This is a genomic window from Acinetobacter sp. Q85-2 (assembly GCF_013420555.1).
In the GTDB taxonomy this organism is placed as follows: Bacteria; Pseudomonadota; Gammaproteobacteria; order Pseudomonadales; family Moraxellaceae; genus Acinetobacter; species Acinetobacter indicus.
In genome coordinates, this window is the sequence record NZ_VOXW01000009.1 from 1 (window position 1) to 17104 (window position 17104).

Annotated in this window: 13 protein-coding genes and 3 pseudogenes; 11 read left to right on the forward strand and 5 right to left on the reverse strand. The window is 40.1% G+C overall.

Annotated elements, in window-relative coordinates; all coding sequences use genetic code 11:
* Positions 1–128: 128 nt before the first annotated feature.
* Positions 129–1409, reverse strand: a complete 1281-nt coding sequence (locus FTT68_RS06570) for a cation diffusion facilitator family transporter (RefSeq protein ID WP_180175242.1) — start codon at positions 1407–1409, stop codon at positions 129–131.
* Between the two features lie 89 nt (positions 1410–1498).
* Here FTT68_RS06570 and cadR point away from each other — a divergent pair, with 89 nt between their 5' ends.
* Both cadR and FTT68_RS06580 read left to right on the forward strand, forming a co-directional pair.
* Positions 1499–1891, forward strand: a complete 393-nt coding sequence (cadR, locus tag FTT68_RS06575) for a Cd(II)/Pb(II)-responsive transcriptional regulator (RefSeq protein WP_000550240.1) — start codon at positions 1499–1501, stop codon at positions 1889–1891.
* 93 nt (positions 1892–1984) lie between these two features.
* Positions 1985–2146, forward strand: a pseudogene (locus FTT68_RS06580) (IS6 family transposase); the annotation flags it as partial.
* Positions 2147–2187: 41 nt separating this feature from the next.
* On the opposite strand, the gene FTT68_RS06585 reads toward FTT68_RS06580, so the two are convergent.
* The 3 genes and pseudogenes from FTT68_RS06585 to FTT68_RS06595 form a co-directional block, all read right to left on the reverse strand.
* A complete protein-coding gene (locus FTT68_RS06585) occupies positions 2188–2490 on the reverse strand; it encodes a helix-turn-helix domain-containing protein (RefSeq protein ID WP_001140620.1) in 303 nt (100 codons plus the stop codon).
* Positions 2483–2680: pseudogene (locus FTT68_RS06590) on the reverse strand (type II toxin-antitoxin system RelE/ParE family toxin); the annotation flags it as partial. The gene FTT68_RS06585 and the pseudogene FTT68_RS06590, both read right to left, overlap by 8 nt.
* Before the next feature lie 38 nt (positions 2681–2718).
* A pseudogene (locus FTT68_RS06595) lies at positions 2719–3809 on the reverse strand (IS3 family transposase).
* A gap of 290 nt (positions 3810–4099) precedes the next feature.
* Here FTT68_RS06595 and FTT68_RS06600 point away from each other — a divergent pair.
* From FTT68_RS06600 to FTT68_RS06625, 6 genes are all read left to right on the forward strand, one after another.
* The gene (locus tag FTT68_RS06600) at positions 4100–4510 is read left to right on the forward strand and encodes a cation efflux protein, CzcI-like (protein WP_218947874.1); all 411 of its coding nucleotides are present in this window, start codon (positions 4100–4102) and stop codon (positions 4508–4510) included.
* 48 nt (positions 4511–4558) lie between these two features.
* Complete coding sequence (locus FTT68_RS06605) at positions 4559–5884, forward strand: TolC family protein (protein ID WP_160240877.1); 1326 nt, start codon at positions 4559–4561, stop codon at positions 5882–5884.
* A 1-nt stretch (position 5885) separates the two neighbouring features.
* Complete coding sequence (locus FTT68_RS06610; protein ID WP_016658777.1) at positions 5886–7115, forward strand: efflux RND transporter periplasmic adaptor subunit; 1230 nt, start codon at positions 5886–5888, stop codon at positions 7113–7115.
* A complete protein-coding gene (locus FTT68_RS06615) occupies positions 7105–10245 on the forward strand; it encodes an efflux RND transporter permease subunit (RefSeq protein WP_096902762.1) in 3141 nt (1046 codons plus the stop codon). The genes FTT68_RS06610 and FTT68_RS06615 overlap by 11 nt, the downstream gene beginning before the upstream one ends.
* Before the next feature lie 86 nt (positions 10246–10331).
* On the forward strand, positions 10332–11231 hold the full coding sequence (locus FTT68_RS06620; RefSeq protein ID WP_177156119.1) for a cation diffusion facilitator family transporter: 900 nt from the start codon (positions 10332–10334) through the stop codon (positions 11229–11231).
* 186 nt (positions 11232–11417) lie between these two features.
* The gene (locus FTT68_RS06625) at positions 11418–11984 is read left to right on the forward strand and encodes a recombinase family protein (RefSeq protein ID WP_000678311.1); all 567 of its coding nucleotides are present in this window, start codon (positions 11418–11420) and stop codon (positions 11982–11984) included.
* A gap of 305 nt (positions 11985–12289) precedes the next feature.
* Here FTT68_RS06625 and FTT68_RS06630 read toward each other — a convergent pair whose 3' ends face one another.
* Entirely contained in the window at positions 12290–13084 is a 795-nt protein-coding gene (locus FTT68_RS06630; protein ID WP_016658412.1) for a MipA/OmpV family protein, read from the reverse strand.
* A gap of 877 nt (positions 13085–13961) precedes the next feature.
* Between FTT68_RS06630 and FTT68_RS06635 the strand changes: the two genes are divergently transcribed.
* Genes FTT68_RS06635 through FTT68_RS06645 form a run of 3 tightly spaced genes read left to right on the forward strand, consistent with a single transcriptional unit; the run spans position 13962 to position 17029 of the window.
* A complete protein-coding gene (locus tag FTT68_RS06635) occupies positions 13962–15773 on the forward strand; it encodes a copper resistance system multicopper oxidase (protein ID WP_004733211.1) in 1812 nt (603 codons plus the stop codon).
* Positions 15760–16098 (forward strand): hypothetical protein, encoded by a 339-nt coding sequence (locus FTT68_RS06640; RefSeq protein ID WP_004897649.1) that lies wholly within the window; start codon positions 15760–15762, stop codon positions 16096–16098. Before FTT68_RS06635 ends, FTT68_RS06640 begins: the two co-directional genes overlap by 14 nt.
* Positions 16085–17029 carry a copper resistance protein B gene (locus FTT68_RS06645; RefSeq protein ID WP_168397138.1) on the forward strand — a complete coding sequence of 315 codons (945 nt, stop codon included), beginning with the start codon at positions 16085–16087 and terminating at the stop codon, positions 17027–17029. The genes FTT68_RS06640 and FTT68_RS06645 overlap by 14 nt, the downstream gene beginning before the upstream one ends.
* Positions 17030–17104: the final 75 nt, after the last annotated feature.

Below are 17104 nucleotides of genomic sequence, written 5' to 3' on the forward strand. Positions count from 1 at the left end.
CAATACCAGCGCACAGCCCAAAGAATGATTTCGCCCTGAAAATGCCGACCATGGAAAGGATTCATATGCTGCACCTTTAGCTAAAACAGTCTTCAGCTTACCATTCGTGGTTATTTGCAACAGTGCCCTTACTTCAAAGCCAAAATTTTTCGGGCACCATTAAGTACGAATAAAGAAACCAGTATGCCAATGATTAAGTCTGGATAAGCTGATCCCGTCCACGCCACGAGTACACCGGCAAATATAACGCCCATATTTACGACAACGTCATTCGCCGAGAAAATCCAACTGGCTTTCATATGTGCGCCATCTTCTCGATGACCAGAAATAAGATATAAGCATGTCACGTTAGCTATAAGTGCGAGCAGGCCAATAACAATCATGAGCGTTGATTCTGGCTCGCTTCCAAACATGAATCGTCTAATGACATCAACAATCACGATAACAGCAAGTAATAACTGAATCCAACCTGCGAAATGGGCTGCTTTTATTTGATATTTCGCAGCTTTTCCGACGGCATATAGCGCAATACCATAAACGGCTGCATCGGCAAACATATCTAGAGAATCAGCAATCAATCCTGTAGACGCAGCAATAATACCGCTGATGAATTCTATAAAGAAAAGTAGAGCATTAATACCTAATAACAGTTTAAGTACTTTAGCTTGTCTCACAGGATCAGGTTCATTAGGTATATCGCCTGAAGAAAGCTGTGTTTCATCAAGTTTCGCCCCAAAACCCAGTCCTTCGAGTTTAGCCGTAATTTGCTGAATCCCTTCATTATGGAAGACTTTCAGTTTTCGATTGGGAAGATCAAAAGTAAGACCTTTAACTGCTTCAAGATCTGCAAGAGTCATACGGACCATTTGCTCTTCAGCAGAGCAATCCATTTTAGGAATGGTGTAGGTACTTGTTTGCTTGGCCTGTTGATTGCTTATATAAGTTTCAGTCTTCACAAGCTTTGCCCCAAAACCCAGTCCTTCAAGTTTGGTGGTTATATTTTCATCTTTTTGATTATGTAGAACCTTTAAAGAACGGTTAGGTAAATCAAAGATGAGTTTTTGAACACCATCAATTGAAGATAGCGCCATACGAACCATCTGTTCTTCCGCAGAACAATCCATTTTGGGAACTAAGTATTCACTCATGTAGTGCGAATCTTTTAAAACGTTTTCAGTGCTTAAATTTTCTTTGGGATCAGAACCACAACAGGATTGAGCGGTATCTTCACAACTGTTTGAAGTGTTACAGCAAGGAGATGAAGATTTTTTTTCTTCCTCTTCACCACAACAGCTAAGCGTATTATCACAATTCTTTGAATTGTTTGCTTCTGCAATTGATGGATGATTTTCTTGTTGAGATTTCTTATCTTCGCATGGTGTTTCTTTACTACATCCACAACCACTCATAATTATACCCATTAAAAAAATTATAAACTTTGAATATTAGAATCCCTATAGTTACTATAGAGTCAAGAATCTTTGGAAATACTAACTCAATGCATTTAAAAATTGGTGAACTCTCTAAAAAAACCTCATGTTCAGTATTAACAATTAGGTTTTATGAAAAGGAAGGTTTAATTCCGGAACCGGAAAGAACGGAAGGAAATTACCGCCTTTACGATGTAGGCTATGTTGAGCGAATTAAATTTATTTTGAATTGCCGAACTTTAAATATGAGTTTGAATGAAATTCGTCAATTACTTACCTATAAAGACAAACCTGAGAAAAATTGTTCAGATGTGAATGAATTAATTGACTTACATGTCAGTGCTATCAGAGAAAATATAATCAAGCAACAAAAGCTTATTGAACAACTATCTGATTTAAGAGGTACTTGTGATGGTTTATGTACAATTGACCAATGTGGAGTTTTAAAAAATCTAGCTTGATTATCTAGACCTATGCTTTTTTCAAAAAATCGGCACTGTTGCAAATAACCACGAATGGTAAGCTGAAGACTGTTTTAGCTAAAGATGCAGCATATGAATCCTTTCCATGGTCGGCATTTTCAGGGCGAAATCATTCTTTGGGCTGTGCGCTGGTATTGTAAACATGGCATTAGCTATCGTGAACTGCAGGAAATGCTGGCCGAACGGGGTGTGAATGTTGATCACACGAATATTTACCGTTGGGTTCAACGTTATACGAATCTAAAAATGGGAGCCTATAGCTCCCATTTTTATTGTTAAACATTAAATCCTATATGTTTTCCTGTTGGAAGCTCTACATCAATACGGAGCTTCCCACCCATTGCCTCAACATACTTTTTCATGGTTGAAATCTTAAGATCATTGCCACGATTTTCTATTGCTGAAAGCGATGGCTGTTTTATTCCCAAAGTTTCAGCAAGCTCTTTTTGAGAAATTTCGAGTTCTTCACGAATAAGATGAAGCTGATTTTCTAGCAGTAATTCATCAGCCATTTTTTGAATACGGGCTTGGCTCTCTGGAGAGCGGCTAGCTAACAATTCTTGCAGAGTCTTAGCCATTAGATTTATCTCCTAGGGTAGTGAGATGAAGTTGGTATTGTTCATCTGCAATATCCAGCATGTCTTTATAAAAACGCTTTTTACCGCCTTTATCAGCAATACATAGAACAATAGCCTGTCGTAAGGGATCAAATGCGAAGAAAGCTCTTAAGGGTCTACCGCGATGTTGAACACGCAGTTCTTTCATATGGTAATCCTCCCATAAATAACCGAAGTTAAAAGTAGAGGTTAAGCAGCCATTAGAGGTGGCTTTCCTTTGTTAGCTAGATGTGGTCTTTCATGGTTGTAATGCCACAACCAGTTTGTTGCATAATCTTGTACTTCATCCAAAGTATCAAATAAATGCTTGCTCAGCCAACTATAACGTATGGTCCGATTATAGCGTTCAATATACGCATTCTGCTGTGGCTTACCCGGTTGAATATATTCAATACGAATACCGTGCTCAGTCGCCCAGCGCACAAATTCGTGACTGATAAATTCGGGACCATTATCGCATCGGATCACTAACGGTTTTTCTCTCCACTCCAGCAATTGATTCAACGTACGAATAACCCTGATTTTGGGCAATGAGAACCCTGCTTCAATGGCTAGGCCTTCGCGGCGGTAATCATCAATCACATTCAATAATCGAAACTTGCGACCATCGGAAAGCTGATCATGCATAAAATCTAATGACCAAACCTGATTTTCTCGGATTGGTTCCTTCAATGGTTCAGGCGCATGCCGTTTTAGTCTTCTTCTCGGTTTAATACGCAGATTCAGTGCCAACTCACAGTAAATGCGGTAAACCCGCTTGTGATTCCAGCAGCAACTCTCAACATGCCGTAAATACGAGAAGCACAAACCAAAGCCCCAATCGGAATTTTCCTCAGTGAGTTCAATGAGCTGTTCAGCAATGAGTGCATTGTCATCGCTGAGTTTGGCTTGATAGCGGTAGCAGGTTTCACTAATGCCAAATGCTTTACAAGCCAAACGAATACTAATGGCATGCTGGGCAACTGCCTGTTGTGCCATCTTACGCCGGCAAGATGGCTTTACCCTTGCGCAGCAGTGCTGCTCATTGCCATCGCTTCCTGGATGATTTCGGCCTTTAATCGCTCTTCCGCATACATCTTTTTAAGTCTGGTATTTTCGGCTTCTAGCTCTTTCAGTCGAGCCATTAATGATGTATCCATACCACCATATTTGGCACGCCATTTATAAAAGGTAGCATTACTCATGCCGTGTTCACGGCAAAGGGTCGCTACAGGTGTGCCAGATTCTGCCTGTTTCAAGATGGACATGATCTGACTGTCAGTAAATTTAGATGTTTTCATGCAGAATCTCCTGCTCGTATCTTAAGAGAGAATTCTACTTTTAGATCCTATTATTTTTAGGGGGGATTACCGGTGGCCTAACTTAAATAAAAAGTCTCCGACAAACCCGGTACGGTTCACTATCTATTGTTATTCTTACCTGAAATTGATGTGAGCTTATAGAGACAAGGTAAATTTGCAAAAGTGCCGGCTATTCAGTGTTCATTGAATGTTTAATTTAATTTATTAAGCTTGACCTTGGAGTGGCTCTAAGCCTTATACTTGGTACAAATTTTTCGATTGTTATGATGATGCGTTCTACTACATGGATTACAGTCTTGGTTGGATTGTTCATGTTCCAAAGCTTTTGGAATGTGGCGGCGGCCTTTTGTGTCCATGAAAAACAGCCTCAATCACAGCAGAGTTATCATTTTGGTCATCACCAAAATACCTTGTGTGCCAGCGATAGTCGTCAACACGATCATAATGGACAGTCAGAAAACATAAAAACATTCAGTAGCGATTTAGAAATCGGTGAAGATCATCAAGATCATCTACCATCGATGACGCATTTGATTGTACAAAATGAAAAAGTAGATGTGTTTCATCCAAGCTCTGAAGTTAAAGTGAATCCACAATTTCATTGGAAAAACAGCTATCAGGCTCCTGACCTGTTTCAACAAAGCCCACCTCCCGAATTTTCCCCGCTCATGGTGGGGTAGCCTAAAACATTCCCACCACTTTTATTATTTAAATAAGTGGGAAAAATCATGTCTTCACAATCAATTATACTCTTGCGTCATAGCTTGGTTGCTTGTATATGTACAGCGGCTATGCAATATAGCTATGCTGAAAACGTTACCAGCTTTGAATCCGCTTTAGCAAAAGTACAAAGTTACCAGACTCAAGACAAGCTGTGGCAACAAGTTCAGCAAATATCTGAATTGAATATTCAGCAAAGTCGGTTATGGCAGAATCCAAGTATAAGTTTAGAACAGTCTGGCTTTGGCTCAGGTCAAGAACAGGAATTCAATGTTGGCGTTAGTCAACCTCTAGATCTATTTGGTCAGCGTAAGCTGAACCGGGTGATTGCCAATACCTCGAATCAACAAATCCAATTGCAACAGCAATTATGGAAGGCACAAAGCCAACTGATTGTTAAATTTGCATGGTCGCAATTTGCACTTGCTGAGGTTGAGCAGTCTGCTTATTCAGTACAGTTAAAAACAAGTAAAGCCAATCTGGACAGTGCCCAGAAACGCTATCAGGCAGGCAGTATTGCCCTGGTTGATTTTGAGCGTACCCAAATTGAAGCGCTAGAAATCCAACGACTTTATCAGCAAGCGATGCTGAATAAACAAGCTGCCGGTCGTCAGCTGTCTAATTTGTGGGGGGGAGAAACATCTTCACATCTTCAATTGAATAAAACCGCTATCCCTTGGCCAGAGCAAAGTCTCCAAACTGTGCAACGGTATATTGCTGAAGGGTGGCTAGAAAAATTCTATGCCTTGAACATTCAGCAATCGGATCATCAAATTGAAAATTTAAGAATTCAGGCACGTCCCAATCCGACTTTAAATGTAGGCATGAAACGTAGCAAAACCCCTAATGAAAGCAACGATACGACTTTGGCAATCGGCGTGGCTATTCCACTGAATATTTTCAACCGCCAGCAATATGCGATCCCGATGGTCCAGCAACAGCAAATATTGCTGAACCAACAGCAGCAGCGTGAGCTGAAGCAACAAATACTCAATATTGCCAACAGCATGCATCAGCTCAAAGGTTTACGTAGCCAGTTCGATGCCACAACAGCACAAGTTACTTTGGCGACCAAAGTTCAGAGCCGTACTTTACAAGGGTTTCAGGCAGGGAAACTGTCCATTACCGACGTTCAGCAAGCAACCACCCAACTGCAGAATCTTCGATTGGGTCAATTACAAATTCTACGTCAAGCTTGGCAAACTGCCCTCGCAGCTGAGGCACTCAGTATTGGCACAAGTTATGAAGAAATTAGCCGTTCGGATGCCTATACACAACTGAATAAAAAGGCAGTCGAAGCATCGCAAAATTTAATCAATGGGGGAGCACGATAAAATGAACGCCAAGCAAAACGGAAAAATATCCCAGTCTCTCATGATTGCAATTTTGATTCTGATTACGGTCTTGGTCAGTCTGGTTATTTGGTTAAGTTCAAAAAAAACTGAATCTGAGGGGCATGGTCATGATGAGGGAAATGCCGAACATTCTGATGAAGATAGTTCTGAAGAAGGACATGCTGAAGAAGGCGAAATACAACTGACCAGCCAACAAATGGTTGAACAAGGTTTAAAAGTTGCTGTTGCATCCACAGGATTGGTTGAAAAGCTGACAACCCTGCCAGGTAAATTGGTGGTGAATACCGATCAACAAGCGCATATATCGCCTAATTTTAGTGGTCATGTCGAGCAGGTCAATGTGGCTTTAGGACAGAGCGTGCAAAAAGGACAAACGCTGGCTGTACTAATCGTGCCTGAACTGATCGACCAACAGGCAAATCTGCGTATGGCACAGGTGAATCTGGATTTGGCCCGTAAAGATTACCAGCGCGAACAGCAACTCTGGTCACAGGGGATTTCTGCCAAACAGGATTACCAGCGTGCCGAAAATGCCTACCGTCAAGCGCAGATTACTGTCCAGTCCTCACAAGCACGTTTAAATGCATTAGGTGCAAGTGGCAATAACAATGGGCGTTTTCTGATTAAAGCACCGATCTCTGGGGTGATCAGTCAAAAAGATATTGTGGTCGGTGAAAATGTGCAACTGGCTAATCAGCTCTTTGTCATTGAACAGCTGAAAGATTTATGGCTTGAGTTTAATTTGCCGAATCAATTCTCAGGTCAACTGCAAGCCGGGCAAAAAATTGACTTTAAAGTGAATGATTCAGATCAAATCTATAAAGCTACTGTACAAAGCTTAACCTCTCAGGCAGATGTACAAACAGGGCGTCTGGTGGTGCGCGCAAAACTCGATGCGCAAGCTACTGAGTTGCGTTCTAATGTGTTAGTGAGAGTGTTGATTCCGGAAGCTACAGCAAAATCAGCCCTTCGGATTCAAAAGTCTGCGCTGCAAAGTATTGAAGGTGAAGACAGTATTTTCATCGTAGATTCAGAACAAAAAGGTCAAGTCCACTTAAAAGCACAGAAAGTGCAATTGGGGCAGGCTTCAAGTGATGGACAATGGCTTGAAGTGATTTCTGGGCTGACTGAAGGGCAGAAGTATATCGCTCAAGGCAGTTTCTTGTTGAAATCTGAATTAGAAAAAGACGAGGCAGGCCATGAACATTAATTCTGATCTGCCAAAACCAGAAGGTTTATTCGAACGAATCATTCAGTTTTCCATACAAAATGCGATTTGGGTGTTGCTCTTTGTCTGTACCTGGATTGCGGTCGGGGTGTATAGCTATCAGAAACTCCCGATTGATGCTGTACCCGATATTACCAATACCCAAGTCCAGATTAATACTCAAGCCAAGGGTTTTACTGCGCTTGAAGTCGAACAGCGGATTACCTATCCCATTGAAAATGCCATGGCTGGCATTCCGGATCTGGAGCTTACCCGTTCCATATCCCGTTATGGACTCTCTCAAGTCACCATTGTCTTTAAAGATGGGACTGATATTTATTGGGCCCGTCAGCAGATTAACCAACGGATACAGGAGGCGCAATCTGAGTTGCCTGCACAAATCGCACCGACGATGTCCCCCGTTTCTACGGGTCTCGGTGAGATTTATCAATGGGTACTGAAGGCAGATCCGAATGCGAAAAAGCCGGATGGAACTGCATACACGCCGATGGATTTGCGTGAGATTCAGGACTGGATTGTGCGTCCTCAACTGCAACGTGTTAAGGGAGTTGCAGAGGTCAACAGTATTGGTGGTTTTGAAAAAACCTATGTGGTCTCTCCCGATTTAAACCGGATGCAGCAACTGAATATCTCATTAGAACAACTGCAACAGGCTTTAGCGCAAAATAATGAGAACCGAGGTGCAGGTTATATTGAAGACAATGGTCAGCAACTGACGGTACGTGTACCGGGTACATTCAATGGGCTTTCTGATATTGAGAACACCATGCTGGGTAGCCCAAATGGCAGCCCAATTCGGGTTGGTGATATTGCGCAAGTCTCTATTGGGCATGATTTAAGAACCGGTGGGGCAACCTATAACGGCAAAGAAACCGTTTTAGGGATTGCCATGATGGCGATGGGTGGAAATAGCCGGACTGTTTCTAAAGCTGTGGATGCCAAGCTTCAAGATATTCAGAATAGTTTGCCTAAAGGGGTAGTGATTGAAACGGTGTACGACCGTACTACCTTGGTTGAGAAGGCGATTAAAACCGTTCAGAAAAACTTGGTAGAGGGAGCAATCCTGGTCATCATCATTCTGTTCCTGTTTTTAGGGAATATCCGTGCTGCCTTGATTACTGCCTGTGTCATTCCACTCTCTATGCTGTTTACCTTAACCGGGATGGCACAGAAAAATATCAGTGCCAATCTGATGAGTTTAGGTGCACTCGATTTCGGCATCATTGTCGATGGTGCTGTGGTGATTGTCGAAAACTGTATCCGGCGTTTAGCCCATACACAGCAACTGTTAAAACGACCTCTCACACAAAGTGAACGCTTTAAGGAAGTTTTTCTGGCTGCCCGCCAAGCACGTCGTCCTCTTATTTTTGGTCAGCTTATTATTTTGGTGGTGTATTTGCCGATTTTTGCTTTAAGTGGTGTAGAAGCAAAACTATTTCATCCGATGGCTTTAACCGTTGTTCTCGCACTGGTGGCAGCTATTATTTTATCGATCACCTTTGTGCCCGCTGCAGTTGCTTTATGGGTTAAAGGGGAGATCAAAGAAACGGAAAGCCGTTGGATGATCTGGCTCAAAACCCGATATCAACAGATATTGGATGGAGCCTATCATTACAAAGCGGTGGTTTTAACTTTTGCCATTTGTCTCCTGGTCATTACGGGTCTGCTCAGCACGAAGATTGGCAGTGAGTTTGCACCCCAGCTGAGTGAAGGTGATTTTGCGGTACAGCAATTACGTTCTCCAAGCACAGGCTTGGAAGAGTCTTTACGTATTCAGGAAAATACCGAAAAGCTTTTACTGAAAAACTTTCCCGAAATTAAAGCTATATTTGCCCGTACCGGGACTGCTGAAGTGGCGACAGATGTGATGCCACCGAATATTTCCGATGGTTATATCATGCTGAAACCACGTGAGGAATGGCCAGATTCAAAAGAAAGCCTAGATGCACTTCGAACCCGAATGGAAGCCTATCTTGCGACAATTCCCGGCAATAACAGTGAGTTTTCTCAGCCTATTGAGCTACGTTTTAATGAACTGATTTCAGGTATACGCAGTGATGTGGGGGTGAAGGTTTTTGGTGATGACATGCAGGTTTTGAATACTGAGGCTGCAAAAATCGCGAAAATCATTCAGCAAGTCGCAGGTAGCAGTGCGGTGAAAGTTGAACAAACTTCGGGTCTGCCTTTACTCAATGTAGAGATTGATAAAGCTTTAGCTGCCCAGTATGGCTTGAGTGTAAAATCTATTCAGGATGTGGTGGCTGCAAGTATTGGTGGACAAAGCGTGGGAGAGATTTTAGAAGGCGATCGTCGTTTTGATTTTGTTATCCGTCTTGGAGAGCAAGACCGTAGTGTCGCATCTGTTTCCCAGTTACCTATTCAGCTTCCAAATGGTGGCAGTATTTTATTGTCGGATGTCGCGCAAGTCTCGACCATTGAAGGAATCAACCAAGTCAGTCGAGAAAATGGTAAACGCCGAGTTGTGGTTACAACGAATGTTGAAGGGCGTGATTTAGGGTCTTTTGTTTCTGATGTACAGACACAGCTCAAAGCATACACTTTGCCAAGTGGTTATTGGATAGAATATGGCGGTCAGTTTGAAAATTTGGCTTCAGCCAAAGCACGGATGCAAATCGTGATTCCACTGGCTTTAATCACTATCTTTATTTTACTGATGGCGGTCTTTCACAATGTCAAAGAAAGTCTATTGGTCTTTACCGGGGTACCCTTTGCCTTGACCGGTGGTGTGCTGTTCCTTTGGCTAAGGGATATTCCATTATCGATGTCAGCTGGAATTGGCTTTATTGCCTTATCTGGTGTTGCAGTCCTCAATGGACTGGTAATGCTGACCTTTATTAAGGAATTAAGGGACAAATATCCAGTGCATAAAGCCGTGTGGCAAGGGGCTATTTTGCGCTTAAGACCAGTGTTGATGACAGCTTGTGTGGCTTCACTGGGTTTTGTACCAATGGCGCTGGCAACCGGAACAGGGGCTGAGGTTCAACGGCCACTGGCAACCGTAGTGATTGGCGGGATTATCTCTTCAACATTACTAACTTTGGTGCTGTTACCCGTGCTTTATCGTTGGATAAATGAAAAGAAAGTTTCTTAATCCAATAGATTAGTCGATTTACAGCAGAGATATTGGCTGTTATCCAATATCTCTGCTCATCATAAATAGAATAAGGAAAATATTTTATGTCAGAACATCATGATCATAGCCATGCGGTTGTTACTGAAGAAAATAGTAAGAAGTTAATGGTTGCCTTAGGTTTAACGACTACTTTTTTAATAGTAGAAGTTGTCGCTGCTTTTATTACCCAAAGTTTGGCTTTGTTATCTGATGCAGCTCATATGTTTACTGATGTAGCCGCTTTAGCTATTGCTCTTGCCGCTATCAAAATTGGTAAAAAAGCCGCAGATGATAAAAGAACTTTTGGCTATCAGCGATTTGAAATTTTAGCGGCTCTGTTTAATGCGGTGATGCTTTTTGTGGTAGCAATATATATTGTATATGAAGCTTATCAACGTTTTACGAATCCTGCTGAAATTCAAAGTGTTGGAATGATGATTGTCGCGGTCATTGGTTTGGTCATAAATTTGATTTCAATGAAAATCCTTTCTGCTAGTGCTGAAGGAAGTCTAAATATAAAAGGTGCATATTTAGAAGTTCTTAGTGATGCTCTAGGATCGATAGGCGTGATTATCGGAGGAATAGTTATTTATTTTACCCAGTGGATGTGGGTTGATACCGTAATCGCTGTGTTAATTGGCTTCTGGGTCTTACCTCGAACTTGGATTTTATTAAAACAAAGTATTCATATTCTGCTTGAAGGAGTTCCTGATGAGATTGATATTGAGTCGTTAAGAAATGATTTATTGAAGCTAGAGGGCGTTGAAGGGATTCATCAGTTGAAAGTCTGGGCTATATCCTCAAGAAATATTCATTTAACTGCTCATTTGGTTGCTCCGAATAGCAATACAGATCAACTCTATCAAAATGCCTTAGAAGTTCTAAAACATAATCATAATATTACTGAAATTACGTTACAAATAGAAAATACGAAATGTAATACATTGAACCAACATAAACACTAATTTGGACTTTAGTCTTCATATAGATGTTTTGTGTAACTTTAAAGTATACCCTAAAGTTACAATCTGAAAGTTCATGAAATTATGTATCATTTAAATGATTTTTAATCATACGTAACATGTAACTTTAGTGTTAAGGAATTATAATTTACGAAATTGTTCATTTTTATCCAATTGGGGCGTGAAAAAGTGAAAGGCCAAAAAGTAGGGTATGTCCGGGTAAGTTCTGTCGAGCAAAACACTGGACGTCAACTTGAAGGAATTGAGGTCGACCGGATTTTTGTTGACCGTGCTTCAGGTAAAAATACTGACCGACCTAAATTTCAGGAAATGTTGAACTATGTCCGGGAAGGGGACAGGGTGATTGTACATTCAATGGATCGTTTTGCGCGAAGCCTAAAAGATTTGGTCACTGAAGTAGATAAACTGGTCAAACGAGGGATCGCCATCCAGTTTGTAAAAGAAAATATTACTTTTACAGCCGAATCCACCCCGATGGATAATTTGATGCTTCAAATGATGGGTGCTTTTGCACAGTTCGAACGTGAGATCATTTTAGAGCGGCAAAAGGAAGGAATAAAACTCGCCTCTGCTCAGGGGAAGTACAAAGGTCGGGTGCATAAACTAAAGCCTGACCAAGCTGAAGCTTTACGACAAGCATGGAAGGAGGGGAAGTATCCATCGAAAATGGCATTAGGGAAAGCTTTTGGGATTAGTCGTCAGGCGGTATACCGATATTTACAAGTTAGTGAATAGCTTATTGGGATTAGCAACTAAATTTAGTTTAACTTATAAAAATCATGAAACACTGTTCGAATTTTAAGCGTGGAACATGAATAATCAATAAAAAGCCGCTCTGGTGCCCTATATTCCAGAACGGCTTGCTTTAATATAATGATATTTAAAGAGAAATATCAATCATTACGTATAAGGTGTATTATGTTAATTTTAGAAATACTTGATGATGGCTAATTGAAAGTGATTACATAAAAAAAGCCTAGAATGAGTCTAGGCTTTAGATTGATTAGCAAAATCGTTTTATTAAAAATAAATATCAATACTTAAAATTTATATGTCAGTGCCATATAAAAATTAGTGAGTCCACTTTTATCAACTAATGGCCCATCTTGAACTTTACTTGGTAAAAACTTTTGCATTGCTACACCACTTAATTTGACTTTATCTGTCAGTGCATAACTTGCACCTAAAGATACATGTGGAATAAAGACATGATTTGGTTTATATGCTGCAACACCACGAGCAACTTCACTGTCTAAAATACCATAATAATAATTTGCTCTTTTATCCGATAGCCAATCTACTCCAGCATTTGGCATAAGAGTGACTTTAGGATTTATTCTCCAGAAGTATTGATAATTAAAGCGAAGTTCTGCTCCTTCACTAGCACCACCAACATCATTGACAGCTTGTAGTGAAAATAAGCCATAAGGTAGTCGTACAATACTTTCTAAACCTAAATCTACACTACGATCACGATCTTCTAATTGTGATTTACTAATATTTTTAGCAGCTAATTTTTCTGTGCTTAAGTCATCGACATCTAAATTCATCATATTGATGTTAGCAATCGCATTTACGGTAAGAAGTTTATCTTTGTAGAGTTCTACACCTGCATATAAACCACGAATAAAAAAATCCTCAGTTTCATATGAAATCACAGGTATAGGAGTGATTTCAGTTTTTTCCCCTACATATATACCGTTACTACCAACTGCACCTATGCCTAAACTTAAACCTTGAGGTTTACTGATTTGTCCTTTTTGTTGTCTATCTTCAGCAGCAAAAGTAGCCATAGGAATGCATAAAATTATAGTAAATCCGAGCTTTTTAAGCATATTTTACTCATTGTTTCATAAAAACTTATTCAATATACACGGTAAGGTAATAAAGAAAATGTGAATTTACTGGCTCAATTACGTTTTTTTTAAGCATATAACTAATAGCTTATCCAACAATATAGTTAATGATATTTTAAAAGCTTCTTAGTTGGTTCAAAATTTGAGTTGTTTACTCCATTTAACTTATGTTTAACATAATGGTTGTTATACGCAATAAAAAAAACCTGGGCACCAACCCAGGTCTAAAATTTAAAAAACAGATAAATATCAGTGCAATAAACTCATTTTTCTAATTTCGCATAACGTGTATTATGTTAATTTTAGAGAAACTACTAAATTATATTGAGTTGTAAATATTTGAAAATTCCGTTAAGATATTTTGGATTAAATTCTATTCCTAGATAGCATTCGTGTTGACTCATCTCTCCAAAAAACTTTGGTTTTGTTTTCTTATGGTTTTTGCCATAGGATGGAGTAGTGTGTCTGTTGCATCAGTAAAGATAATGCATATCAATATGCAAACTGAAATGAGCCAAGATCATTGTTTAGATCAAGCACAGCAAGTCACTCAACATGGTATTAATCACGAAGTACAGACGAATACCGATTGCCATAATCATTTAGCTCTTAATCAGAATATAGATCACAAAAAGTGTCAGGAATGTTCTAGCTTATCCTGCCAGACACAGATCTCATGTCTTCATTCTTTGCAAAGCTCGCTAGATCCCCTAGATACCTTCTATTCTATAGATCAGCCTAATTTTTATTACCCCAACCAATATCTAAATGGGTATTGGCAAGAAATTTCACGTCCCCCTAAAGCTTAACCAATTTTTTTAAAATTTATTTATTTTTCAAAAATTAAGGTTAAGTTATGTCTCATAAAATTAGTTCGTACCTATTAGCAGGTATTTGTTTTGCATCGTCGCCTTTGGTTTTTGCCGAAGTGCGTGAATATCAGCTTGTTATTGATGAAGCAGTGGTCAGCCCAACTGGAAAGCCTGTAAAGCGCATTACCGTAAATGGTCAATTTCCTGCGCCTTTGCTTGAGTTTGAAGAGGGTGATGAAGCCATCATTCGCGTGAAAAATAATTTAAAAAACCAAGATTCTTCTATTCATTGGCACGGACTGTTGTTGCCGGGCATTATGGATGGTGTACCGGGATTTAATGGTTTTAACGGTATTAAGCCTCAAAGCGAGTATGTTTATAAATTCAAGATTCGCCAAAGCGGGACTTATTGGTATCACGCTCATTCTAAAGGACAGGAACAGGACGGCTTATATGGTTCTTTTGTGATTTATCCAAAAGGTAAAACACCATTGGCAGCACATGAAAAAGCTGAACGTGACTATGTGGTGATGTTGTCAGATTTTCATGAAAAAACCAGTGATCAAATTCAGAAAGATCTTAAAATTTCAGCTGAATATTATCAAGATCAGCGTGAAACCTTGGGTGATGTTTGGAAGCAGGTTAAACGTGATGGCATAAAAGCGACATGGTCTGACCGCAAAATGTGGAATCAGATGCGTATGCTAAAAACCGACATGTCGGATGTTACAGGTTATACCTTCCTCATTAATGGCAAAACACCTGAACAAAATTGGACAGGAATGTTTAAACCGAATGAAAAAATTCGCCTACGTTTTGTGAATGCATCTGCGATGTCTTTCTACGATGTCCGTATTCCTAACTTGAAAATGACTGTGGTCAGTGCTGATGGTCAGCCTGTAAAACCTGTTGCTGTGGATGAGTTTCGTATTGGCACAGCTGAAACTTATGATGTGATTGTGGAGCCAAAAGGCGGACATTATCAAATTGAAGCTGAGTCAATTGACCGTTCAGGTTATGCGATTGGTACACTGCACAATGAACTAAATCCTATGACACATGGCATTCATATGCCTGCACCACGTCCACGCTCACTTTTGACCATGGAAGATATGGGACATGGTGACGGTGATCATGCAGGAATGGATCATTCGAAAATGAACCACGGCAATATGCAAGGCATGGATCACTCGAAAATGGATCATTCAAAAATGAACCATGGCGATATGCAAGGCATGGATCACTCGAAAATGGATCATTCACAGCATGGCACAGCAAAACCACAAGAAAATGATCAAGTGGTTTATGGTTGGGCAAATGCATCTACACCTGCGGGCAATAAAGCCTTGCAATATAGTGATTTAAAATCTTTAGAACCGCAAAAAGATACTCGTGAAGCTAGCAGTGAATTAGTAGTGCGTTTGGGCGGTACTATGGAGCGTTATATTTGGACGATTAACGGTAAAAAATTCAGCGATGCTGAGCCATTAAAAGTGAAGTATGGCGAGCGTATCCGTATCAAATTTATTAATGACAGTATGATGGCGCACCCCATGCATTTACATGGCATGTTTATGCAGTTGGAGAATGGTCAAGAGTCGGTAGATATGCCGAATAAACACACATTGATTGTACCACCGGGTAAAACAGTGACTGCTTTATTAACTGCGGATGAGTTGGGCGAATGGGCAATCCATTGTCATTTGTTGTATCACATGAGTGCAGGAATGATGAACAAGTTGATCGTGGCAAATGTTAGCGATGAACAAGTGTCTACAACGCCAATTCAAGGTACAAATTCGACTCAAACTCACCAAGTAACTGAGCAAAAAGGAGCTGGACATGCACATCACTAATTTTGTATTTAAAGCGTTTTTTTCTGTTGCGGTATTGAGTTTAACAAGCTTAAGTTTGGCGCACGAAGGGCATCATTCAACTGCTCAGACTGATGGAAAAAATGTACCATCAATGAATCATCAAGCGATGTCTGAGATGGATCATTCACAGCATTCTCCACAAGAGCATGCACAACACATGCAGATGATGGGGAAAATGAATCATGCTGCACATTCAGCACCGATGAACCATCAACATGCAGGTCATCAGCCAATGCATCACAAATCAACAGAGAAACAGCAAGATCAAAAAGTACAGAAAGGAGATCAACATGCGCACCATTAATCTTTTTTCTAAAACTGTTTTAGCAAGCTCTTTGTTGATGGTCAGTGCAGTGAGTTTGGCACATAATGGTGAAGATCATAGTGCGCCTGAAAAAATGACAGTTGCTACATCTTCTAGTCAAAATCAGCCGATGCAAATGGATCGCTCTCAAATGAACCATAGCCAAATGAATCAGGCACAACATCAGGCAAAATCTACGGTTAATCATTTACATCATGTACCAGATGCGAATGCTCAGCAGAGTTCGCATTATGATCATCGCTCAGAACACGGTGCGCAAATTTATGCGATTACGACAGTGGACAATAAGTGGCTTGTCAATGAAGATGGCACAGGTGATTTAAAGTCAGAGTTTGAAACCCGTATTGGCACAGATGAAAATAAGGTTTTTATTAAAATTCATGCCGATAAAGAAGAATCGCATGATGCACATTATGATGCCAAACTTTTATATAGCCGTATGATTTCAGACTTTTGGGATGCACAGATTGGTGCACGTTATCGTAGTGAAAAAGTTGAACTCAATGATCATCGCAAAGACACCGAAGAAAATGTTGATGCGGTGATTGGCTTACATGGTATGGCGCCATATTTCTTTGAAACTGATGCTTATCTCTATGCGGGAGAAGACAATTATGCGGGCTTTAGCCTAGAAACGGAACGTGATTTTCTGATTACGCAAAAGTTGATTATTCAACCTTATTTAGAGTTGGATGCTATCTTTAGTGATGACTCTAAATATGCGAAAAAAACTGGTTTAAGCAGTGCAACCGCAGGGTTTGAAACTCGCTATGAAATCAGTAAAAAGATCATGCCGTATATCGACATTGCCTATGAGTATTCAAAAGGTAATGATGAAACGTCGTGGCAAATAGAATCAAACTCTGAGAAAGGTTGGTTATATGGAGCTGGTGTTAGATTTAGATTTTAATTAATTTAATGATTACTAAATAGCTTTATTTAAATAAAACTCTAGCTTAATGTGGCCGGAAGCAAAATGTTAACT